Origin of the sequence: Paraburkholderia sp. SIMBA_054, from assembly GCF_046534875.1 — a bacterium.
Lineage (GTDB): Bacteria > Pseudomonadota > Gammaproteobacteria > Burkholderiales > Burkholderiaceae > Paraburkholderia > Paraburkholderia hospita.
The window spans coordinates 93,018-114,557 of the sequence record NZ_JAWRXV010000033.1; the positions used below are offsets into that span (position 1 = coordinate 93,018).

At 61.9% G+C, this 21,540-nt stretch carries 21 protein-coding genes; 12 read left to right on the forward strand and 9 right to left on the reverse strand.

The genetic code is table 11. The features are described 5' to 3' along the window. Positions 1 to 75: 75 nt before the first annotated feature. The 5 genes from SB822_RS33250 to SB822_RS33270 all read left to right on the forward strand — a co-directional run bounded on the left by SB822_RS33250 (position 76) and on the right by SB822_RS33270 (position 5,138). Positions 76 to 507, forward strand: a complete 432-nt coding sequence (locus tag SB822_RS33250; protein ID WP_007746136.1) for a PAS sensor domain-containing protein — start codon at positions 76 to 78, stop codon at positions 505 to 507. Positions 508 to 599: 92 nt separating this feature from the next. Next, positions 600 to 836: a hypothetical protein gene (locus SB822_RS33255; RefSeq protein WP_007585245.1), complete on the forward strand. Its 237-nt coding sequence runs from the start codon at positions 600 to 602 to the stop codon at positions 834 to 836. A gap of 1,004 nt (positions 837 to 1,840) precedes the next feature. After that, complete coding sequence (frc, locus tag SB822_RS33260) at positions 1,841 to 3,088, forward strand: formyl-CoA transferase (protein ID WP_007585247.1); 1,248 nt, start codon at positions 1,841 to 1,843, stop codon at positions 3,086 to 3,088. Between the two features lie 68 nt (positions 3,089 to 3,156). Then, entirely contained in the window at positions 3,157 to 3,954 is a 798-nt protein-coding gene (locus SB822_RS33265) for a fumarylacetoacetate hydrolase family protein (protein WP_410856536.1), read from the forward strand. A 155-nt stretch (positions 3,955 to 4,109) separates the two neighbouring features. Beyond that, the gene (locus tag SB822_RS33270) at positions 4,110 to 5,138 is read left to right on the forward strand and encodes a 2-dehydropantoate 2-reductase (protein ID WP_007585250.1); all 1,029 of its coding nucleotides are present in this window, start codon (positions 4,110 to 4,112) and stop codon (positions 5,136 to 5,138) included. A 69-nt stretch (positions 5,139 to 5,207) separates the two neighbouring features. Here the strand turns inward: SB822_RS33270 and SB822_RS33275 are convergent, their stop codons facing one another. Both SB822_RS33275 and SB822_RS33280 read right to left on the reverse strand, forming a co-directional pair. Next, complete coding sequence (locus SB822_RS33275) at positions 5,208 to 5,387, reverse strand: hypothetical protein (protein WP_007750290.1); 180 nt, start codon at positions 5,385 to 5,387, stop codon at positions 5,208 to 5,210. 383 nt (positions 5,388 to 5,770) lie between these two features. After that, a complete protein-coding gene (locus SB822_RS33280) occupies positions 5,771 to 6,883 on the reverse strand; it encodes a porin (RefSeq protein ID WP_410856537.1) in 1,113 nt (370 codons plus the stop codon). Positions 6,884 to 7,204: 321 nt separating this feature from the next. On the opposite strand from SB822_RS33280, the gene SB822_RS33285 reads away from it, so the two are divergent. Further along, complete coding sequence (locus SB822_RS33285; RefSeq protein ID WP_007585252.1) at positions 7,205 to 7,993, forward strand: SDR family NAD(P)-dependent oxidoreductase; 789 nt, start codon at positions 7,205 to 7,207, stop codon at positions 7,991 to 7,993. Between the two features lie 159 nt (positions 7,994 to 8,152). Further along, positions 8,153 to 8,977, forward strand: a complete 825-nt coding sequence (locus tag SB822_RS33290) for a DUF72 domain-containing protein (RefSeq protein ID WP_007585253.1) — start codon at positions 8,153 to 8,155, stop codon at positions 8,975 to 8,977. Positions 8,978 to 8,994: 17 nt separating this feature from the next. Here SB822_RS33290 and SB822_RS33295 read toward each other — a convergent pair whose 3' ends face one another. From SB822_RS33295 to SB822_RS33310, 4 genes are all read right to left on the reverse strand, one after another. Further along, positions 8,995 to 9,333: a hypothetical protein gene (locus SB822_RS33295; protein WP_007585255.1), complete on the reverse strand. Its 339-nt coding sequence runs from the start codon at positions 9,331 to 9,333 to the stop codon at positions 8,995 to 8,997. 422 nt (positions 9,334 to 9,755) lie between these two features. Further along, a complete protein-coding gene (locus tag SB822_RS33300) occupies positions 9,756 to 10,055 on the reverse strand; it encodes a DUF4148 domain-containing protein (RefSeq protein WP_410856538.1) in 300 nt (99 codons plus the stop codon). Between the two features lie 216 nt (positions 10,056 to 10,271). Further along, positions 10,272 to 11,423, reverse strand: coding sequence for a porin (locus SB822_RS33305; protein ID WP_007585264.1), 1,152 nt, complete (start codon positions 11,421 to 11,423; stop codon positions 10,272 to 10,274). 266 nt (positions 11,424 to 11,689) lie between these two features. Beyond that, the gene (locus SB822_RS33310; RefSeq protein WP_007585265.1) at positions 11,690 to 12,136 is read right to left on the reverse strand and encodes a hypothetical protein; all 447 of its coding nucleotides are present in this window, start codon (positions 12,134 to 12,136) and stop codon (positions 11,690 to 11,692) included. A gap of 357 nt (positions 12,137 to 12,493) precedes the next feature. On the opposite strand from SB822_RS33310, the gene SB822_RS33315 reads away from it, so the two are divergent. From SB822_RS33315 to SB822_RS33330, 4 genes are all read left to right on the forward strand, one after another. Next, a complete protein-coding gene (locus SB822_RS33315; protein WP_007585267.1) occupies positions 12,494 to 13,366 on the forward strand; it encodes a TauD/TfdA dioxygenase family protein in 873 nt (290 codons plus the stop codon). Positions 13,367 to 13,411: 45 nt separating this feature from the next. Further along, the gene (locus SB822_RS33320) at positions 13,412 to 14,464 is read left to right on the forward strand and encodes an ABC transporter substrate-binding protein (protein WP_079501121.1); all 1,053 of its coding nucleotides are present in this window, start codon (positions 13,412 to 13,414) and stop codon (positions 14,462 to 14,464) included. A gap of 260 nt (positions 14,465 to 14,724) precedes the next feature. Next, positions 14,725 to 15,561 (forward strand): ABC transporter ATP-binding protein, encoded by an 837-nt coding sequence (locus SB822_RS33325; protein WP_007750326.1) that lies wholly within the window; start codon positions 14,725 to 14,727, stop codon positions 15,559 to 15,561. Then, positions 15,558 to 16,436, forward strand: a complete 879-nt coding sequence (locus SB822_RS33330; RefSeq protein ID WP_410856539.1) for an ABC transporter permease — start codon at positions 15,558 to 15,560, stop codon at positions 16,434 to 16,436. Before SB822_RS33325 ends, SB822_RS33330 begins: the two co-directional genes overlap by 4 nt. 39 nt (positions 16,437 to 16,475) lie before the next feature. Here SB822_RS33330 and SB822_RS33335 read toward each other — a convergent pair whose 3' ends face one another. Further along, positions 16,476 to 17,018: a cupin gene (locus SB822_RS33335; protein ID WP_410856540.1), complete on the reverse strand. Its 543-nt coding sequence runs from the start codon at positions 17,016 to 17,018 to the stop codon at positions 16,476 to 16,478. A gap of 262 nt (positions 17,019 to 17,280) precedes the next feature. On the opposite strand from SB822_RS33335, the gene SB822_RS33340 reads away from it, so the two are divergent. Further along, positions 17,281 to 20,115 (forward strand): EAL domain-containing protein, encoded by a 2,835-nt coding sequence (locus tag SB822_RS33340; RefSeq protein ID WP_410856541.1) that lies wholly within the window; start codon positions 17,281 to 17,283, stop codon positions 20,113 to 20,115. A gap of 16 nt (positions 20,116 to 20,131) precedes the next feature. Here SB822_RS33340 and SB822_RS33345 read toward each other — a convergent pair whose 3' ends face one another. Further along, positions 20,132 to 20,713, reverse strand: a complete 582-nt coding sequence (locus SB822_RS33345; protein ID WP_410856542.1) for a peroxidase-related enzyme — start codon at positions 20,711 to 20,713, stop codon at positions 20,132 to 20,134. A 359-nt stretch (positions 20,714 to 21,072) separates the two neighbouring features. Then, positions 21,073 to 21,540 (reverse strand): IS5 family transposase (locus SB822_RS33350; RefSeq protein WP_410856543.1); only part of this gene is annotated, 468 nt, incomplete at its 5' end.

Here is a 21,540-nt window from a genome sequence, read left to right on the forward strand (position 1 = left end):
GAGCCCACACGAACAGCGCCCGCGTGGCGCTGTTTTTACTGAGCGGCAGCGAGCCCATAACACACGAGCCCCTATATGCAAGCAGCCATCGATTTTGAACAACTGGTGCACGCGATCGGCGATGCCGTCGTGATTTCGGACCAGCACGGCGCGATCACGCTGTGGAATCCCGCGGCGGAGCGCATCTTTGGTTTTACGCAGGAAGACGCGCTGGGTCAGTCGCTCGATTTGATTATTCCCGAGCGTTTGCGCGGGCGTCACTGGGAAGGCTATGAAAAGACCATGGCGACGGGACAGACGCGCTATGGCAACGATCTGCTTCGCGTGCCTGCGATTCATAAGGACGGGCGGGCGTTGTCGATTGCTTTTACGGTTGCACTGTTGTATTCACCCGAGCGCGAATTGACGGGCATTGTTGCGGTGATCCGCGATGAAACCGCGCGCTTCCAGGAAGACCGCAATCTGCGCAAGCGCATCGCGGAACTTGAGGCGCGCGTTGGCGCCTGAGGTGTTCTCGAAGGCGGTGTGCGCCGCCTTGCACTCGCGCAGTCAATATCAACGTCGATCGTCGTTGCGGCGATTCAGTACGGAGAACATCGATGCGTGTGGAAATTTTTGGACCTTATCAGGTCGAGCTGTCTGCTATGCAGTTTATTCATAACGGTGGGTGGGCGGCGTTTGCCGCCGTGCGCAAACTGGATGATGGGGCTGATGTGCCCGTTCATGTTTTGCCTTTCCAACATGTTGTTGATCACACTGTGTTCGCAACTGAGGCGGCTGCTATTGCCGCTGCGCGCGGCGTAGCTGTTGCGGTTATTGGGCCGCAGGCCGTATAGGCTTTTTGCCGTGCGGCGCGGGGGATTTTTGTTGGCGCCTGAGGTTTGGTTTTTTTGCCTTTGCGCTGGCATCCGCGTTACGGTGTTTGCTGCGCAAGCGGTTGGTTCTTTTGCCTCGGTGCTGGCATCCGCGCTATGCCTTCGTGCTTCACGCGTCGCCCCTGTGCGGGGCGGCACCTACTTTTCTTTGCCGCCGCAAAGAAAAGTAGGCAAAAGAAAGCGGCTCACACCGCCAGCCCATGTTCTTATCCACGGGCCCCCAACGTCCCCACACTTCACGCGGCAGCATTTCTGTTCGCGTGAGTTGCCAACGCTCTCTCCATACGCATCACCCGCTTCACGCTCCCGCGTCGCCGCGCGCGTGACCAAATTTCCCACGTTCTATAGCGGCAAACGGTGTGTAGGCCATCGCGCCGCATATGCCTTACTTCGGACCGAAAGCGCACGCATACCTCCATGTAGGAGCGCTGCCTTGTCGAAGGCACGACCTACACACAGTTTGCCGCTATGGGGCCGTGGATATTCCATATCGTGGGTCATGACGTCGGTGCGTGAAACGGGGGAGGCGCTTGATAAGTACGTTGGCAACGTGCGTTGGCTATTTCGTTGCCGTGTGAAGCGTCGGGACGTTGGGGGCCCGTGGGTAATAACAAGAATTAGCGGTGTTAGCCGCTTTCTTTTGCCTACTTTTCTTTGCGGCGGCAAAGAAAAGTAGGTGCCGCCCCGCACAGGGGCAACGCCTGCGCCGCGTAGGCGCCACGCGGATGCCAGCCAAAAAAGCCCGCGCCGCAGACGCAAAAAAACCACGGACCACGAACAAAAATCACTCAGCGCCAGCGCCAACCCCGACCTTGGGGTTTATCCCCACTAAAAACCTGGCAAAAAAGCTTGCTCAAATACCGGGCTGTAAATACGATATATCACATATCAGGCGTGTTCAAATCCCGGGCAAAAACCCCCCGACATGCGCAAGCAACACATTCAACAATGATGGGAGACGTAGCATGGGCAAGGCACTCGACGGTGTGCGCATTCTCGATTTCACCCACGTGCAATCAGGCCCGACCTGCACGCAGTTGCTCGCATGGTTCGGCGCAGACGTGATCAAGGTAGAGCGCGCGGGCGCAGGCGACATCACGCGCGAACAGCTGCGCGATATCCCCGACGCGGACAGCCTGTACTTCACGATGCTCAACCACAACAAGCGCTCGGTCACCATCGACACGAAGAATCCCGAAGGCAAGCTCGTGCTCGAGGCGCTGATCCAGAAGTGCGACGTGCTGGTGGAGAACTTCGCGCCGGGCGCACTGGACCGCATGGGGTTCACGTGGGAGCGCATCCAGGAGCTGAACCCGAAGATGATCGTCGCGTCGGTGAAGGGCTTCGGTCCCGGGCCGTACGAAGACTGCAAGGTCTACGAGAACGTCGCGCAGTGCGTGGGCGGCGCGGCCTCGACCACGGGCTTCGATGACGGCCCGCCGGTTGTAACAGGCGCACAGATCGGCGACAGCGGTACGGGTCTGCATCTGGCGCTGGGCATCGTGACGGCGCTCTATCAGCGCACGATGACGGGCCGCGGCCAGAAGGTGCTCGCAGCGATGCAGGACGGCGTGCTGAACCTGTGCCGCGTGAAGCTGCGCGACCAGCAGCGGCTCGAACGCACGGGCGTGATGAAGGAGTACCCGCAGTACCCGAACGGCACGTTCGGCGAGGCGGTACCGCGCGCGGGCAATGCATCGGGCGGCGGACAGCCGGGCTGGATCCTGAAGTGCAAGGGCTGGGAGCACGATCCGAACGCGTACATCTACTTCATCACGCAGGCACCCGTGTGGGTGAAGATCTGCAACGTGATCGGCAAGGAAGAGTGGGCTACCGACCCCGAGTACGCGACACCGAGCGCACGCCTGCCGCGCCTGAAAGACATCTTCGCGGAGATCGAACGCTGGACGATGACGAAGACCAAGTTCGAGGCGATGGAGATCCTGAACAAGTACGACATTCCGTGCGGACCGATCCTGTCGATGAAGGAGATCGCGGAAGACGACTCGCTGCGCAAAACGGGGACGATCGTCGAGGTCGATCACCCGGTGCGCGGCAAATATCTGACGGTGGGCAACCCGATCAAGCTGTCGGACAGCCCGACGGACGTGACACGTTCGCCGCTGCTCGGCGAGCACACGGACGAAGTGATGGCCGAACTCGGCTATTCGCGTGAACAGATCGAAGCGCTGCGGACAGTCGGCGCTATCTGAAGATTCAAACTCGTGACGCGGGCGTATTCACCGTGTCGGTCGACAAAAAATTTGTGGAGACAGTTTCGATGACATCGTGGATACGCTTCCGGCAGCCGCAAGGTCATATCGGTTTCGGCGTGCTGGACAACGGCAACATCGCCGAATTCGAAGGCGACATGTTCGGCGACGCAACAGCGACGGGAAAGCAGTGGCAACAGGACGACGTCGAGTTGCTGAGCCCCTGCCTGCCGACCAAGGTCGTCGCGCTCTGGAACAACTTTCATGCGCTGTCGCAGAAGCTCGGCAAGGCGGCGCCGTCGCATCCGCTCTTTCTGATCAAGCCGCCGATGTCGGTGATCGGCCCCGGCGCGCCCATTCGCCGCCCCAAAGGCTATAGCGGCAAGATCGCCTATGAAGGCGAACTCGGCATCGTGATCGGCAAGCGCTGCACCAATGTCTCGCCCGAAGAAGCGGACGGCTACATCTTCGGCTACACCTGCATCAACGACGTCACGGCCGTCGACCTGCTGAACGAAGACCCGAATTTCGCGCAATGGTGCCGCTCGAAAGGCTTTGATACGTTCAGCTGCATCGGGCCCGTGATCAAGACACAGTTCGATTGGCGCAATGCGAATGTCGTCACGCGCCTCGACGATGTCGAGCGACAGAACTATCCGATCTCCGACATGATCTTCACGCCTGCGGAACAGGTCAGCATGATCTCGCACGACATGACGCTGATGCCCGGCGACGTGATCGCATGCGGGACGTCGGTCGGCGTCGGCTCGATCAAGGACGGCTCGACGGTCGTCGTATCGATCGACGGCATCGGCGCGCTGCCGAACCAGCTCGCGGTCGCAAGGCAGCTCGAGACGGCGGCCTGAAGAACGCGCACTGAGGAACACGCACTGAGCATGCAATGAGAGCCGGACGCGTCATCGCCAATGAGTCGACCATGAATCGACAATGACGGCGCGCGCTGCGTCGCGAGACGCCCGGCTCGATCTCACTGATCACTTCTTGGAATGGGAGCAGATAGATGAAGATCTGTGTTTATGGAGCCGGCGCGATTGGCGCCTATGTAGGCGCGGAACTGGCGCTTGCGGGCGCGGATGTCAGTTTCGTCGCACGCGGCCCGCATCTTGCCGCGATGCAACGCAACGGCGTGCGTCTGCTGATCGACGATACCGAGCGTGTCGTCAACGTACGTTGTTCGTCGGACCCGCGCGAGTTGGGGCCGCAGGACTACGTGATAATCGCGCTGAAGGCGCATTCGGTGCCGGGCGTCGTCGACGCAATGCAGCCGCTGCTCGGGCCCGAGACGGCCATCGTGACGGCCGTCAACGGCATTCCGTACTGGTATTTCTACAAGCATGGCGGCGAGTTCGCGAACACGACGCTCGAAAGCATCGACCCGGGTGGCACGCAATGGCAGAAGCTTGGACCCGAGCGCGCGATCGGCTGTGTCGTCTATCCCGCCGCGGAGATCGTCGAGCCGGGCGTGATCAAGCATGTGTACGGCAAGAAGTTTCCGATCGGCGAGCCGGACGGCACGCGTTCGCCGCGGGTCGAAGCGCTGTCGCAGATCATGGTCGCAGCAGGACTCGACGCGCCCATTCGCGACAACATCCGCGATGAAATCTGGCTGAAACTGTGGGGCAATCTGTGCTTTAACCCGATCAGCGCATTGACGCACGCGACCCTCGATGTCATCACGAGTCACGTCGGCACGCGCGCCGTCGCGAAGACGATGATGCTCGAAGCGAAATCCGTGGCGGATCGTTTCGGCGTGCATTTCCGGGTGGATGTCGAGCGGCGTATCGATGGCGCGGGCGCGGTGGGCGCGCACAAGACCTCGATGCTGCAGGATCTCGAAGCGGGACGTCCGATGGAAATCGATCCGCTGCTGACCGTCGTGCAGGAAATGGGCCGGCTGGTCGGGCATGAAACGCCGACCGTCGATACCGTTCTCGCGTTGATCAAGCTGCGCGAGCAGATTGCGCAGCAGAAGGATGGCGCGCCAGCGGCGAAGCCGGAACACGCTGCGCCGAGCGCGAAGGCTGCATAAGTAGCGCGGTTTCGTATTGAGGAGTCAAGCGCGCGCGGGCCGTCACACAGCCCGCGTGCCACTTTCCCATCAGCCGACGCAGGCTTCCTCACCCCGCCCGACACTATGGCCGACCCACAGCCCGGCGTCGTAGGCCGCTTCGAGCGCGGCGAGCACATCCGGATGCTCGTTCAGTTCCTCGATGCCGAGCGCTTCGCGCGCGATCAAGCCAAGCAGTTCGAGACGCTCTTCATAGATGGGGCTTTTCATGGCACCTCCTTCAAGGTTGAAATCGCTGCGGCAGCATTCGCTGGCGTGTCGCGCATGACACGGTTTTTCTCATTGCCGTTGTCGAAACTGAACGTGGGCCGGAAGCAAGCCCGTCAGCGGCAGGAGCGCGATTGCTGTGATCGAAATCGACCTGGAGAGATGCGGTGAACGCGAATGCGCGTGTTGATCTCTGGCTTCCGTCTCAGGTTGAATCAGTGTGCGATTCAATAGTAGGCAAATGCGGGTTGCCTTGCGCGTGGTCAAGCGCCGCATATCGAAGTACTACTCGAATCGCGTGACAGCGGCAGGTATTCCGGCAATGGAATGAGGTCGATGCCAAAGTGGAATGAGCCTGCTATTCTTCGTACGATTGACGGCCTCGGTCAGAAGACGTGCATCACGCCGACGTAGGCGCCCGTTTGCGATTCGCCGGGCAACGGGTTCGTGTTCGCGCTGCCCGTCGCATCGCGCGAGGTCGCGAGCAGCGAGAAGTTCGCGTGGCTGCTGTTGCGCATGTAGGCGACCGTGCCGTAGAGGAAAGTGCGCTGGCTCAGGTTGTAGGTGGACCCGAGCACGAACATCGTCGCGTGTCCGGCGGGATCGTGCGTCGCGTCGCCGGAGCCTTCGCTCAGATGGACGTAGAAGGCAGCCGCCGTCACGGCGAATTGATGCGTGGCTTCCCACGTCGCACCGAGCCAGTAGTAGTCGGCGCTGTCGGCGAGGCCCGCTGGCGTATCGGGCGCGGCGAGGTGTGTATAGGCGCCCTGAATCTTTACCTTCGATACACGCACATTCGCGCCGACAAAGTATTCGCGCGAACTCGTGAAGACGTTGGTCATGCGTCCATTCACGTCGCGCAGTTCGTCGTAGATGCCGCGCACGTCGAACAGTGTCGAGTGATACGTGAGCATGATGCCGTCCGAGCGGCCGAACTCGCCGGGCGCGCCGCGATTGAAGCCGTCCGCCTGATTGCCCAACGCGTATTGCCCTTGGACATCGAAGCCGTAAAAAACGGGGCTGTGATACTCGATGTTATTGCTCGTCTGTTGCCAGTTGCGCCCACGCACGAGCGATGCCGACGAGAAAGCCTGCTGCACGAAGGGATCGAATTCCCATACGCCGTCGCTATCGATGAACAGGTTTCGGCCCGCCTGAATCTGGCCGTAGCGTTTGTCAGCGAGTCCGACATACGCGCGGCGCGAGAACAGCCGGCCGCCGCTCGTCGTGCCGTTCATCACCTGCAGTCCCGTTTCCAGATCGAACACCGACGACATGCCGCCGCCAAGATCTTCCGATCCCTTGAAGCCCAGCATGCTGGTGCCCCAGTCGCCGCCTTCGGCCGTCCAGCTGGAGGTGCTGCCGCCCGAAGGCGTCGCGATGTGATTCAGATACTGGACACCGCCATCGATGCGGCCATAGAGCGTCACGCTGTTCTGCGCGAACGCGACGGGAGAGGCGAGCGCGAGCAGCGCGGCGAGCCGGGTGCGTAATCTCATGGGCGTCTCTTCGTATCCTCGATGCGTGGATAACTCGTTATCTGGACATTGCGCCGGATGGTCACGCGTTATGCATGAATGTGTTCTCGTGCGCCCGGCGAATGTCAGTCGGATGCTAGTACTGTTTGAAGAATCGTGCTCGCAATCGCCCGAGACGCCGACTTCTCAGTGATTGCGGGCGCCGCGCGGCATCCGTCCCGCCGGCTGCAATATTTTTATCCCGGTCCTACACTCGCGAATGCAGCGTCACGATGCGGGACGATAGCGCGTTGCGCGCGTCTTGTCCGCGATCCGTTTATCGCACGATTGAAAGGAAACACGATGGATCTCAAGATCAGAAACAAGCTTGCGCTCGTAACGGGCTCCACCAAAGGCATCGGTCATGCGATCGCCGTCGGGCTCGCGCGCGAAGGCGTGAACGTGATCGTCAACGGCCGCTCGCAGCAATCGGTCGATCACGCCATCGAGACGCTGCGCGCGCAAGTGCCCGACGCGACCGTGCAAGGATTCGCCGGCGATGTGTCGGACGCAGCGCAAGTCGCGCAGCTCGTCGAGCGTTTTCCGCAGGTCGACATTCTCGTCAACAACATGGGCATCTTCGATCCGAAGCCGTTCGAAGAAATCTCCAATGAAGAGTGGCTGCGCTTCTTCAACGTGAACGTGATGTCCGGCGTGCAGCTGTCGCGCGCGTATTTACCCGGTATGAAGCAGAAGGACTGGGGGCGCGTCGTGTTCATCAGCAGCGAAAGCGGCATCCAGATTCCAACCGAAATGATTCACTACGGCTTGACCAAAACCGCGCAGCTTGCGCTCGCACGCGGTCTTGCCGAAACATGCACGGGCACGGCCGTAACGGTCAACTCGGTGTTGCCAGGGCCGACCAGTTCGGATGGCGTCGAGGAATTCATCGACAAGCTCTCGGGCGGACAGACCTTCGAGGCATTCGAAAAGCAGTTCTTCGAACAGGCGCGGCCCAGCTCGATCCTCAAGCGCTTCACGACGCCCGAGGAAATCGCGAACATGGTCGTATTCGTGTGCTCGGAACTGTCGTCGGCGACCAATGGCGCGGCGTTGCGCGCGGATGGCGGCGTGGTGCGCGCGGTGTTCTGATCTTCTGTTCGTTCACGCGGCGCGCAAAGGAACGGGCGCGCCGTGCCTTCTCCGCCTTCGATTGGCGTGATGCGATGATGTGCCGTTGCGCAAATGCCGGCTTGCATCGTCTATTCTGTGCATCATTGCTCTCGCGCGGCATGCGCCAAGGCGTGAACCATGACGACTCGAAAAACGACGGCGAAGGCAACGCGGATTCATATCGGCATTGGCGGCTGGACTTTCGAACCGTGGCGCGGCGTGTTCTATCCGAAAGGGCTCGCGCAGAAACGCGAGCTGGAATACGCAAGCCGCCAGCTCACGGCGATCGAGATCAACGGCACCTTCTACGGCTCGCAAAAGCCTGCGACGTTCGCGAAGTGGCACGACGAAACGCCCGACGATTTCGTGTTCGCGCTGAAGGCGCCGCGTTTCGCGACGCATCGGCGCGTGCTGGCGGAAGCACGCGATTCCGTCGAGCGGTTTGTCGCGAGCGGCGTGCTCGAACTCAAGAACAAGCTCGGCCCGATCAACTGGCAATTCCCGCCAACCAAACAGTTCGATGCCGATGACTTCGGCAGCTTCCTCGAATTATTGCCTGCGAAGGTCGATGGGCAGACGTTGCGCCATGCCGTCGAAGTGCGTCACGAGAGTTTCTGCGACGAGGCGTTCGTCGCGCTTGCGCGCAAGCATGATGTCGCGATTGTCGTAGCGGGCGATTCGAAGTATCCGCAGATCGCCGATCCGACGGCGTCGTTCGTCTACGCGCGCATCATGGGCACGGAAGAGGCGAATCCGCACGGCTACGCAAAGAAGGCGCTCGACAAGTGGACCGAGCGCGCCCAGACCTGGGCCGCGGGCGGCGCGCCCGACGATCTCGATACCTATGCCCGCGCCGCGCCGAAGAAGGCGCGCGATGTCTACCTGTTCGTGATCAGCGGGCACAAGGCGCACAATCCCGCCGCCGCGATGGCGCTCATCGAGCGGATCAAGGCGGAGCAGTAACGGCGCACAGGCATGACTCAGCGTTCGGGCGCCTCAAGCGTGTAGGACTCGTCGGCAATCGGCGCGGCCACGCTCGCCACAGGGCGCAGCGGCGGCTCGAACGCGGCCCACTGCGTCCAGTCGGGCGTTGCGCCAGGCGCTTTCAGACGAAGTGCGCGCGAGCCGTCGACGAATACGAGCGATTCGAGATCGAAGAGACTCTCTGAAGCGACGCCGCCCGGCGTCGCGCGGCCCAGTTGATGGGTGAAGTTGAGATTCCCCTCGCGAAGCAGATCCAGATAGCTGTCGCAATGCGCGGCCGGCGGCCTGACCGTCCACCGGTTCAGCAGTTTTGCGGCGATTTCGGCATCGAACATCGTGATTTCTCCTCGCCTGAGCGGCCGCGAGCCTGATGGGCCGCGGCGGGCTGGTGTCCGCTTCGGGCGGACTAATCCGTCAATAATCAGCGCTTTCGCGGATGCGAAAGACATCTCCACCCACCACTATAGACAAAATTATGGTGCGATGCACAAAACCGGATTGAGTTTGCGGTCTAATCGTTGTTTTTCGAGTCAATCCGTTGGCGGTGGCGTGGTTAAGCGCTAGACGAAAGCGAGAAGAAGTGCGCGATTTCGCGCTAAATAGTGAGATTTCGCTGAACTTGCGAGCGACGACCGTGCGGCTTCGATATTGGCGCACGGTCGTTCGTACAATAAGGATGCCGGGGCGCGCACGTCATGCAGCGCCCGCAACGCGTGAAAATGCCGCGCAATCACGCGGCACTGCGCTAATCGAAACCTCACTGCGCGGCAGGATGCCCCGCGCCCGTCTGCGAGGAACCCGACGTGCCTGCGCCATACGCGGATTGGGCCGCGCGTTTGGCAGCGAGCCGCTGCATCGCGTCCTGCACCTTCGACGGATAGGTCGGATCTTCGCCGCCTCCAGCCTGGTAGCCGACGGACGCGAGATCGGCGAGTTCCTGACGGACCTGCGCGCGCGTGACGCGGGTGCTGGATTCCTGGGCCTGCGTGAGGGCGGGCGCGGCGGCGAGCAAGGCCGCAGTCAACATGGCGACAGCGGCGGCAACTGTGGACTTCAAGACGTTCTCCAATAGCGATCCGAGGATGCCGGCCGTGATGCATGAGCCGGCAAAACAAGTCTACGGATCGCCCGCGCAGAGAAAAACGGCCGGATCTGTAAGGCAGCCTTCCGTCTCGCAGAACGATGCGGTGCGACGCGCACGCAAAAAAAGCCCGCCGCGCAGAACGCGGCGGGCTTCGCAACGCAAATCCCGGATAGTTGAAGCCGTGACGCTTTAGAAGCGGTGACGCATGCCGATTGTCGCGACAACCTGGTTGGCCGTCGTCGACGCGCCGCCCGACGTGTTGATGAACGCGACATAGTTCTGCCCGATGGCGTGCTGATACATCGCTTCGGCGTACACGTCCGTGCGCTTCGAGAATGCGTAGATGGCCTGCGCATTGACCTGGTTGAACTTCGGATCGGAACCGAACGTCGGCGAGCCGCTGATGTGGCCGTCGGTGTAGGTGTCGGTGATACCGAACGTGATGGCGGGCGTGAACTGATACTTGGCGTTCAGTTCATAGTTGTCGAAGTGCATCGAGCCGTTCGTCATCGCGAACGCGTTGGTTTGCTGATAGTGGCTGTTCGTGTAGACGAAGCCGACCGTCGCGGGACCGAACGCGTAGTTGATGCCCGCGCCGAACACGCGCTCGACGCCCGCGCCGACCTGGAAGCCGCCAACCCCATTTGCCGCCGATTCAGCCGTATCGACCGCGCCGCCCGTGTTCGTCGTGCTGTTCGAGCCGTTGATCTGCAAATAGCCGGCCGCGACGTTCAACGGACCCCACTGGTAGCTCGCGCCCGCGCTGTACGCGCGGTTCATCGCGAAGTCCGTGCTGTTCGAGAACGCGTACAACGCGCCGAACTTGAAGCCCGCGTAGTTGCTGCTCGTGTACTTGACGGCGTTGCTCATCCGGATCGAATGGTTGAGGTTGTCGTTGTCGAACGGGTGAGCGAAGCCCGTGTCGCCGAACGTGCCTGCCGTGCCCGACAGCGGCGCGACGAAGTCGACCAGCGAATCGTACTGGCGGCCCAGTGTGATCTGGCCGTAGTTGGCGCTGGCGAGGCCCACATACGCCTGGCGGCCGAACAGACGGCTGTGCTGGCCGAGCGTGCCGTTCTGCACGTTGAAGCCGTTTTCGAGCACGAAGATCGCCTTGTAGCCGCCGCCCAGATCTTCAGCGCCGCGCAGGCCGAAGCGGCTGCCGTTGATGGTGCCGCTCGTCGCCTGAAACAGCGCGCCGCTCGTGCCGCTCTTTTGCACGTTGTTGGTGTACATCAGGCCCGCGTCGATGATGCCGTACAGCGTGACCGAGCTTTGCGCGTGCGCGCCCGTTGCGGCCAATGCGCCGAGCACCGCAACTGCGGCGGGAATTCTTTTCATGGTTGAGCTCCAGCTATTCCAGACAATGAGTGAAAACAGCCTGGCGAGTATAGGAAAACGCGGGGTCCGATTTAACGCCGTGTTGCTGCAGCAGACTCTTGCGTCACATCGCATGAATGAGTCATCAAATCGAAACAATCGCTGGAAAGTTCGCCGTGAAGCGGCGCGCGACCAACCCGCTACGCATGAATTGCGCGGATGAGATTAGCTGGAAGGGGATTTCCGTTTGATGGCAGCGTGCACCGTTTGGGCGAATTACAACAGTCTCAGCCGGCGCTGCACACGATCGCAGTCAGGATGAAAGGCAACACCTGTTTGACGGTCGCTTCGCTGCCCGACTGTTGCACACGCACGCGCACCGACTCCGAAGGACCGGACACGACCACGCCATAGATCGAATCGGCTTCTGCCTTGCCGGTGCCTTGCCGGAAGATCGCGTCGTCGCGCTGATAGCCGAGCACGGCGTAGACGTGAAAGCCGAACGCTGTGAGATCGCGGCCGTGCTTCGGGCGGAATGCGTTGACCGAATTGGATTCGACCCGCATCGGATTCGGGTCGATGTATTCATCGTCGAGCAGCGGCTGAATGAAGGTGTGCGCGTCGGACTTGCAGACGAGTTGCTCGTCGAGTTCGAGCGCACACGCGGGTGTGCAACAGAGTCCCGCTCCCAGGGCGGCCAGCACGGCAATCGAGTGGATGCAATCCTTTGTCATGGAACTGGCGCGAGACCCTGAGCCGGCAATGGCCGGTCCCTGATGGTAGCCCGAACTTGTCACGCTCGTCAGCGAACGTCTGTGCGCTAGCGAGCGATGCCGCCGCGCGGCCAAGCGGCACAACGGTCTCTGGAAGTTGCGCGCGCACGGCGAAGCGGCCGTACAAAATTGCACGAAATCAAAAAGTGCGGTTCTCCAGGCTAGCCAGCCGTTTATCGCTAAAGCAGATATGAGTATGGGATTTGCTTCGTTGACGCACCCGTACGCTGGCCGTAGATTGACTCCATCGTTGCAACCCTACAAAGAATATTCAGCGTGACAACCACTGTTTCGTCCTCTCTACACGCCGCGCCGCGCGTGCAATCGGCTGGCGCGCGCCGGCCGCTCGAAATCGTTCCGTTCAATGCGCCCGTCGGCGCCGAAGTGCTCGGCCTCGATCTGAACCAGCCGCTTTCCGCCGAAGATTTCGCGCGCATTCACCGCGCGCATCTCGACCATCACGTGCTGGTGTTTCGCGATCAGCAGATCACGCCCGCGCAGCACATCGACTTCAGCCGCCGTTTTGGGCCGCTGCAGATTCACGTGCTGCACCAGTTCCAGTTGCCCGGTCATCCTGAAGTGCTGATCGTGTCGAACATTCGCGAGAACGGCCAGCCGATCGGACTCGGCGACGCCGGCCACTTCTGGCATTCGGACCTGTCGTACAAGGAGAAGCCGAGTCTCGGCTCGCTGCTGCACGCGCAGGAACTGCCTTCGGAAGGCGGCGACACGCTGTTCGCGAACATGCATCTGGCGTGGGACACGCTGCCCGAGCATTTGCGCAAGGCCGTCGAGGGACGCACGGCCGAGCACACGTACCTCGCCAAATACGCGGAACTGCAAAAGCGCAGCCCGTGGCGGCCGAATCTGTCGGCCGAGCAGGTCGCCGAAGTGAAGCCCGTCGTGCATCCCATCGTGCGTACGCATCCGGAAACGGGCCGCAAGGCGCTGTTCGTCAGCGAGCATTTCACGACGCATATCGTCGGCTTGCCCGAGGACGAAAGCCGCGAGTTGCTCGAAGCACTGTTTGCGCATAGCGTGCGTGACGAACATATCTATCGTCATCAGTGGTCGGAGCACGATCTCGTGTTCTGGGACAACCGCTCGCTGATGCATCTCGCCGCAGGCACGCCCGATCATCTGCGCCGCAAGCTGTACCGCACGACGATCGAAGGCAACGCGCCGTTCTGATCCGCGCGCAGTCCTCATTTCCGTTTTCCGACACTCGGAGTTCCGATGCCGTTTTCATTTCGACCGGCCGCAGCGCGGCCGTCTTTCGCTCGCCGTTTCGTTTCGACGATGCTTGCTGTGTCGCTCGGCGCAGCCAGTCTGGGCATGTCGCTCGACGCGCACGCTGAAGGCCAGATCCGTGTTGCCGAACAGTTCGGCATTGTCTATCTGTTGCTGAACGTCGCGCGCGATCAGCAGTTCATCGAGAAAGAAGGGCGCAAGGAAGGGCTCGACATCAAGGTCGACTGGGTGAAACTGTCGGGCGGTTCGGCCGTGAACGACGCGCTGCTGTCCGGCTCGGTCGACGTCGCGGGCGCAGGTGTCGGCCCGTTGCTCACGATCTGGGATCGCACGCACGGCAAACAGAATGTGAAGGGCGTCGCATCGCTCGGCAATCTGCCGTATTACCTCGTGTCGAACAACCCGAACGTGAAGACGATTGCCGACTTCACCGACAAGGACCGCATCGCGCTGCCGGCCGTTACGGTGTCGGTGCAGTCGCGCGTGTTGCAGTTCGCGGCCGCGAAGCGTTGGGGCGACAAGGAATACAACCGTCTCGACAAGCTCACGCAGGCCGTGCCGCATCCCGATGCTGCGGCTGCGATCATTGCAGGCGGCACGGAAATCACGGGGCACTTCGGCAATCCGCCGTTTCAGGAACAGGAACTGGCCGCGAATCCGAAAGCGCACATCGTGCTGAATTCATACGATGTACTGGGCGGACCGAGTTCGGCGACCGTGCTCTATGCAACGGAGAAATTCCGTAGCGAGAACCCGAAGACGTATCGCGCATTCGTCAATGGACTTGCCGATGCCGCGCAATTCATCACCGCGAATCCGGAAGCCGCGGCCGATATCTACATTCGCGTGAATCAGGCGAAGACGGATCGCAATCTGCTGCTCTCGGTGATCCGCAATCCGCAAGTGCAATTCAAGGTCGCACCGCAAAACACGTTCGCGCTTGCGCAGTTCATGTATCGCGTTGGCGCGATTCGCAACGAACCGAAGTCGTGGAAAGATTACTTCTTCGACGATCCGGCGACGGCGGCCGGAAGCTGACCGCTGCCACGTTCGATACGCAAAAAAGCCCGCTATTTCAGCGGGTTTTTCTGTTTCTGGCGCAAGTGAAATCACGCTGCTAAACAAGACGCGACGGCGGTCATAGCGCGATTTACGGCGCTTATGCATCAGAGCGCATTGAATATCTACATTCATTGGTTGGTCTTTGCGGAGGCTCACCGTATGTTGTCGTTTTGCTTATGCGGTGTCGTCATTGTGAAAGTCATTTCGCACGCAGTTCAACTCAAAGGAGCGCGCTAATGGTCGCGAATCCTTCCGTGCTTTTCCCTGAACAGGCCGCGACGCAGGCAAGCGAGCCGGCGCATTCGAGCCGCCTGCTTGCCGTCGATCGCGTGAGCCTCGAATACCGCACGCGCGAGCGCGTGGTGCGCGCCACGCACGACGTCAGCTTCGACGTGTATGGCGGCGACCGTTTCGTGCTGCTGGGCCCGTCGGGCTGCGGCAAGTCGACCTTGCTGAAAGCCGTCGGCGGATTCATCAAGCCGGCCTCGGGCACGATCACGCTCGACGGCGAAACGGTGCGCGAACCAGGCGCGGATCGCATCGTCGTGTTCCAGGAGTTCGATCAGTTGCCGCCGTGGAAGACGGTGCTGGAGAACATTGCATTTCCCTTGCGCGCGGCAAAGAAACTGAGCCGCGCCGAGGCGAAAGAGCGCGCACAGCACTATCTCGACAAGGTCGGCCTTGCGCAGTTCGCCGATGCGTATCCGCACACGCTGTCGGGCGGCATGAAGCAGCGCGTCGCGATTGCGCGCGCGCTCGCGATGCAGCCGCGCGTGCTGCTGATGGATGAGCCGTTCGCCGCGCTCGATGCGCTCACGCGCCGCAAGATGCAGGAAGAGTTGCTGCGCCTGTGGGAAGAAGTGCGCTTCACGCTGCTGTTCGTCACGCATTCGATCGAGGAAGCGCTGATTGTCGGCAGCCGGATTTTGCTGCTGTCGCCGCATCCGGGACGCGTGCGCGCCGAACTCAACAGCCACCAGTACACGCAGGACAGCTTGGGCCGCAGCGACTTCCAGCATCGCGTCGCGCAGATCCATCGGCTGCTGTTCGAAGAGACGGAGTCCGCCCGATGAGCACGCCTTCCACCTTGTTGCCGCCCGTGCGGGCCGAATACGAGCGGCCGCTCGAACCCGTCGGCGATCTCGCCGTCGAAGCGCCGTTGCCGCTCGCGCGGCGCTTTGCGAACCAGTCGTGGCTGAGCAAGACGATCATCGCGATCGTGCTGATCGCCATCTGGGAAATCGCTGCGCGCGCAATCGACAACGACCTGCTGCTGCCGACCTTCGGCGCGACGTTCCTGGCATTCGTGCAAGGCATCGCGTCGGGCGAACTGCTGCAGAAAACAGCCGTGTCGATGTCGGTGCTGTTGCGCGGCTACCTGCTCGGCGTCGCGCTTGCGTTCGTGCTGACATCGCTCGCCGTGTCGACGCGCATCGGCCGCGATCTGCTGTCGATGCTCACCGCGATGTTCAATCCGTTGCCGTCGATCGCCTTGCTGCCGCTCGCGCTGCTGTGGTTCGGTCTCGGTACGGGCAGCCTGTTGTTCGTGCTCGTGCATGCCGTGCTGTGGCCGCTCGCGCTGAACACATATTCGGGTTTTCGCGCCGTGCCCGCGACCTTGCGGATGGCGGGCCGCAACTATGGGCTGACGGGCTTGCGCCATGTCGTGCTGATACTCGTGCCCGCGGCGCTGCCGTCCATCCTAGCGGGCCTGCGGGTCGGCTGGGCCTTCGCATGGCGCACGCTGATCGCCGCCGAACTCGTGTTCGGCGCGAGCAGCGGCAACGGCGGACTTGGCTGGTACATCTTCCAGAACCGCAACGAGCTCTACACCGACCGCGTGTTCGCGGGACTCGCCGCCGTCATCGCGATCGGCCTGCTCGTCGAGCATCTGGTGTTCGACACGCTGGAGCGCGTGACCGTGCGCCGCTGGGGCGTGCAGCACTGACGCTGCACCATGACGATGCAACGCCGGCGCTGACAACGCTTACGCCTCGTTCAGCCAGTGCTCGATCAACGGACCCTGTGCGCCGCGCACAGGGTCGCTGTGCGGAAACGGCAGGGCTTCCATCGCGGCGCGTTCCTTCCCCGTCAATGCGTCGCGGCGGATGTCCCATTGCTGGCCCGGCGGATACGCGCCGATTACATTGAGCGGCCCGCTCGACGATTCGAGGCAATGCCCGGTGCCCGCCGGCAACAGGATCACGTCGCCCGCTTCCAGATGCACGACGCGGCCGCCCGGACCGCCCAGTATCACATCCGCCGCGCCCCCGGCGATGCCGAGCACTTCATGCGCCGACGAATGGAAGTGGTGATAGTCGAAGATGCCGTTGCGCCATTTCGGCGGCCAGCCGTTGCGCTGGAACATCGCTTCGAACGCGTCGGCGAGCCGCTCGCCGTCGGCTGAGCCGTCGCCGTCCAGCACGTCCCGATACAGGATGACGGGGAGATGCGCGTTGTTCGGCACCCAGTCGCGGGGGCCGAGCCGGAATACGTCCGCGTGCACCGCGCCCTTCGTATGTGCTTGCATGTCTGCTCCTCGAACTGATGCTGATGCGCTGTGCATGCGAATCGAAAGACCGCCTCGCGTGAGCGGCGCGGACGTCAGCTAAACAGCAAATCCCCTTCCGCAGCAATCAGGGCAAAACCGCATCCGAAAAATCTTCAAGCAAACGTTTTCGTGTGCTTGAGGCATTTTTTTTGCGGGCCAGATACATTAAGTTTGCTGTTGCTTACGTCGATATAACGGTTCAAGGCGCAACACAATCACGGGACGGCACGAGGGCTGATTTATGTGGAATGCCGATCTGTCGGCAGGCGGGACGAGGTCGCAATCGATCGACGAGGCGGCGCGCGCGGTGGAGGCGCGCGGCGTACCGTGGGCGTGGTATCGCGCGGGACAGCATCTCGAACTGGTGCGCGAAGGCGCGACGCGCTTCGACTGGCCGCGCGCGATCGTGCCCGCGATGCTGCACGACGCCTGCGTCGAGCGCGGCTGGTTCGCGTGGCCGACGGGCCGCAGCGACCTCGCGCTCGGCTGGCTGCTCGCGCCCGCGTCGTTCGCATCGGATCCCGCCTTTACCGCGCTCGCGCGCGCGATCGGCGAACAGATGCAGGCCGATGCGCTGGTGCGCGCGCAAAACGTGCAGCGCGTGCTGTACGACATCGCGTATCTCGCGAGTTCGATCAGCGAGCGCGGCGAGTTCCTGCAGGCCATCCACGAGCGTCTCGGCACGCTGATCGACGCGGAGAACTTCTATCTCGCGCTCTACGACGGCGAAACGGGCGCCGTCACGTATCCGTATTACATCGACCTGATCGACACCGAAGCCGTCGATACGAATCACATGGACATGGTCGACCCCGAACGCCTGTCGCTCACGGGTTACGTCCTGACCACGGGCCAGCCGTTGCTGATCGACGAGAAGGGCATCATCGACGCGGCCGCGACGGGGCGCTTTTACTGCGTCGGGCACCGTCCGAAGTTCTGGATGGGCGCGCCGCTGAAAAACGCCTCGGACGAAGTGTTCGGCATGGTGACGATGCAGGTCTACGATGCGTCGCGCATTTATAGCGCCGAGGACCGCGCGCTGTTTCTCGTTGTAGCGCGGCACGTGGCGATGGCGCTCGACCGCATTCTGCACCGCGTCGGCCTCGAAGCCGAAGTGGCGCGCCGCACGGCCGAGCTGTCGCGGCTGAACGACACGCTGCGCGCGGAAATCGCCGAGCGCGAGCGCGCGCAACACCTGCAGGCAGCGTTGTTTGAGATCGCCGAGCTGTCGAGTCAATCCGTCGATATCGGCAAGTTCTTTCGCAGCCTGCATGCGATCGTCGGCGGGCTGCTGTATGCGAAGAACTTCTATATCGCGTTGTTCGAACCCGCGACGGCGGAAGTGTCGTTTCCGTATTACATCGACGAAACGCAGCACGATGTGCCTGTACCGCGCCGTCGCGAGCGCGGGCTGACCGAGTATGTGATCCGCAAACGCGTGCCTTGCCTGCTCGACACCAGCGACGCCGTGCGTCTCGTCGAGGCGGGCGAGATCATGCTGGACACCGAGAACATCCGCTTGCGCTCGTGGCTTGGCGTGCCGCTCTTCGACGGCAGCGTGGTGCGTGGCGTGCTCGTCGTGCAGAGCTATTCGTCGAGCGTGCGTTACGACAGGCGCGATCAGGAACTGCTGACCTTCGTGTCGCGCCACATCGATACGGCGCTGTCGCGGCGGCGCGTCGCGGAAGCGCAGCATGCGGCGAATCTCGAACTCGAAGCGCGCGTGCTGGCGCGCACGCAGGAACTCGACGCGGCCAACGCGCGGCTGTTGCACGAGAACTATCACGACGCGCTGACGGGCCTGCCGAACCGCTCGCATCTGTACGAGCGGCTCGAAGCGGCGTGGCATGGCTACAGCAAGCGCGGCGATCCGTTGTCCGTGCTGTTCATCGACCTCGATCGCTTCAAGGTCGTCAACGACAGTCTCGGCCATCTGTTCGGCGATGCATTGCTCGTCGACGTGGCGGGGCGTCTGCGCGAATGCTTGCGGCGCGACGATCTGCTCGCGCGTCTGGGCGGCGACGAGTTCGCCGTCGTCGTGCCGGGCGCGAACCTGCAAACGGTGCTGTCGCTTGCGGAGCGCATTCTTTCGGCCTTCGATACGCCGTTCAACATCGGCGAGCAGACGGTGTTCACGTCATGCAGCGTCGGTGTGGTGAGCGCGGACAGCGCGCATCACCGCGAGCCCGCCGACCTGCTGCGCGACGCCGATGCCGCGATGTACCGCGTGAAGAATCGCGGCCGCGACAGCTTCGCGGTGTTCAACCACCAGATGCGTCGTGAGCTGTCGGATCAGATCGAAACGGAGGGCGCGCTGCGCAATGCGCTCAAGCGCGATGACGAGCTGGTGCCGTATTTCCAGCCTATCGTCGATATCGGCAGCGGCCAGCTCGTCGCGCTGGAGGCGTTGATCCGCTGGCAGCAGCCGAACGGCGAGGTCTGGGCGCCGGGGCGTTTCCTGCCTGCGGTGGACGGGCTGAAGCTGATCGGTCGTCTGGACATGTACATGCTCACGCGCGTGGCGGAGATTCTCGCGCAGCCGGAGCATGTCGACTGGCCGCCTGTGCAGGTGAATCTGTCGAGCTATAGCATCACGCGCCCTGAGTTCGCGGACGAACTGCTCGAACTGTTGAAGCGCTATGGCGTGCATCCTTCGCGCATTTCGCTCGAACTGACGGAGGGCGCACTCGTTGCCGAGCCGGACCTTGCGCGCACGACGATGCAAAGCCTCGCGGATAACGGCATGTGCGTCGTGCTCGACGATTTCGGCACGGGCTTTTCTTCATTGAGCTATGTGCACCAGTATCGATTTAGCGGTTTGAAGATCGACAAGTCGTTTGTGTTCGAATTGACGCAGAGCGCGCGCAGCCGCGCGATTGTGCGCGCGATCGTGCGGATGGCGGAATCGCTGGAGCTGACGGTGGTCGCGGAGGGCATCGAGGATCAGCCGACGCTCGAACTGTTGCGCACGATCGGCGCGGCGCACGGGCAGGGGTATCACCTGGCGCGGCCGATGTCGCTGGACGCGCTGATGTCGTCGCCGCTGGCGCCACGGTCGCGGGCGATGGAGCAGTAGTGCTCCTGGCTGTCTTCTATTCGCGTGGGATGCGGCCCATCAGGTAGAACTCGTCGTTGGGGCGCATTGAGATTACGTTCGCCATGCGGTTCGACAGGCCGAAGAATGCGGTGATGGCGGCGATGTCCCAGATGTCGGCGTCGTTGAAGCCGTGCGTGCGCAGTGTGTTGAAATCTTCATCGTTGATGGATGCCGAGTCGCGGCATACCTTTAGCGCGAAATCTAGCATCGCTTTTTGGCGTGGCGTGATGTCGGCTTTGCGGTGATTCACGGCTAGTTGATCCGCTAGCAACGGTTGCTTTTCGTAGATGCGCAGGATTGCGCCGTGCGCTACTACGCAGTAGAGGCAGTTGTTGACGGCGCTCGTTGCGACTACGATCATTTCGCGCTCGCCTTTGGTGAGGCCGCCCTCTTTTAGCATCAGGGCATCGTGGTAGGCGAAGAAGGCACGGAATTCGTCCGGGCGGTGGGCCAGTGTCAGGAAGACGTTTGGGACGAAGCCCGCTTTGGTTTGGACTTCCAGTATCCGGGCGCGGATGTCGTCGGGCCATTCGCCCGGGGTCGGGACTGGGTATCGGCTGATCGTTGTTTCTGGCATTGCAGTGTCTCCTTTTCTCTATGTCTGCGACGCTGGGCGGGGTTTTGGTTTTTTCTCTCGCATCTGCGTTTGTGTTTGGTGTCGGCGGGTTGGGTGTGCTCGTCTTTGCGCTGGCATCCGCGTTATGGTGTTTGCCGTTCAGGCGTCGCCCCTGTGCGGGGCGGCACCTACTTTTCTTTGCCGCCGCAAAGAAAAGTAGAGGAAGGTCTGAATAACCCGTTTTTTTCGTTGGACTTCTAACCGAACACCTGGAGTGAAGATCGCGTCGTCATCCGCACGTTGCTGAATCACTACCAGTCGCATCTTTGCTGGCCGGCGCTGTGCTCATGCGGCGCATTTTCTTCCGTTGTTGCGCCGCTTCACAGCATCTTGCGCGCCATCCACAGATTGGCCAGGGCGAACTGCGTTTCGATGTGCGCCGTGTTCTTTGCCAGTCCCCGATATCGCGCCTTCAGATACCCAAACTGGCATTTCAGTACGCGAAACGGGTGCTCCACCTTCGCTCTCACGCCCGCCTTGAGCCGCTCGATCTTGTTGTAGATCCTGTCCAGCCGCTTTTTCTTGTCCAGCTTGTTTCGCTTGCCCGGTCTCATCGCGACGTACCACTGGACCGCACCCGTTTCGCCTCGCTTCTCGATGCCCACATAGCCCGCATCGGCAAACGCAACCTGCTCTTTGCCATGCAACAGTTCATGCGCCACCGTGATGTCATGAACGTTCGCCGGCGTGCACTTCACGGTATGCACCAGCCCCGACTCCACATCGACTCCGATATGTGCCTTCATGCCGAAGTACCAGCTGCCGCCTTTTTGCGTCTGACGCATCTC

Bases quoted from the DNA above. Each gene is read 5' to 3' on its own strand.
- SB822_RS33345 (WP_410856542.1), bottom strand. From the start codon at position 20,713: ATGCCAGAAACAACGATCAGCCGATACCCAGTCCCGACCCCGGGCGAA.
- SB822_RS33265 (WP_410856536.1), top strand. From the start codon at position 3,157: ATGACATCGTGGATACGCTTCCGGCAGCCGCAAGGTCATATCGGTTTC.
- SB822_RS33335 (WP_410856540.1), bottom strand. From the start codon at position 17,018: ATGCAAGCACATACGAAGGGCGCGGTGCACGCGGACGTATTCCGGCTC.
- SB822_RS33270 (WP_007585250.1), top strand. From the start codon at position 4,110: ATGAAGATCTGTGTTTATGGAGCCGGCGCGATTGGCGCCTATGTAGGC.
- SB822_RS33320 (WP_079501121.1), top strand. From the start codon at position 13,412: ATGCCGTTTTCATTTCGACCGGCCGCAGCGCGGCCGTCTTTCGCTCGC.
- SB822_RS33340 (WP_410856541.1), top strand. From the start codon at position 17,281: ATGTGGAATGCCGATCTGTCGGCAGGCGGGACGAGGTCGCAATCGATC.
- SB822_RS33275 (WP_007750290.1), bottom strand. From the start codon at position 5,387: ATGAAAAGCCCCATCTATGAAGAGCGTCTCGAACTGCTTGGCTTGATC.
- SB822_RS33330 (WP_410856539.1), top strand. From the start codon at position 15,558: ATGAGCACGCCTTCCACCTTGTTGCCGCCCGTGCGGGCCGAATACGAG.
- SB822_RS33310 (WP_007585265.1), bottom strand. From the start codon at position 12,136: ATGACAAAGGATTGCATCCACTCGATTGCCGTGCTGGCCGCCCTGGGA.
- SB822_RS33255 (WP_007585245.1), top strand. From the start codon at position 600: ATGCGTGTGGAAATTTTTGGACCTTATCAGGTCGAGCTGTCTGCTATG.
- SB822_RS33280 (WP_410856537.1), bottom strand. From the start codon at position 6,883: ATGAGATTACGCACCCGGCTCGCCGCGCTGCTCGCGCTCGCCTCTCCC.
- frc (WP_007585247.1), top strand. From the start codon at position 1,841: ATGGGCAAGGCACTCGACGGTGTGCGCATTCTCGATTTCACCCACGTG.
- SB822_RS33305 (WP_007585264.1), bottom strand. From the start codon at position 11,423: ATGAAAAGAATTCCCGCCGCAGTTGCGGTGCTCGGCGCATTGGCCGCA.
- SB822_RS33290 (WP_007585253.1), top strand. From the start codon at position 8,153: ATGACGACTCGAAAAACGACGGCGAAGGCAACGCGGATTCATATCGGC.
- SB822_RS33250 (WP_007746136.1), top strand. From the start codon at position 76: ATGCAAGCAGCCATCGATTTTGAACAACTGGTGCACGCGATCGGCGAT.
- SB822_RS33285 (WP_007585252.1), top strand. From the start codon at position 7,205: ATGGATCTCAAGATCAGAAACAAGCTTGCGCTCGTAACGGGCTCCACC.
- SB822_RS33295 (WP_007585255.1), bottom strand. From the start codon at position 9,333: ATGTTCGATGCCGAAATCGCCGCAAAACTGCTGAACCGGTGGACGGTC.
- SB822_RS33325 (WP_007750326.1), top strand. From the start codon at position 14,725: ATGGTCGCGAATCCTTCCGTGCTTTTCCCTGAACAGGCCGCGACGCAG.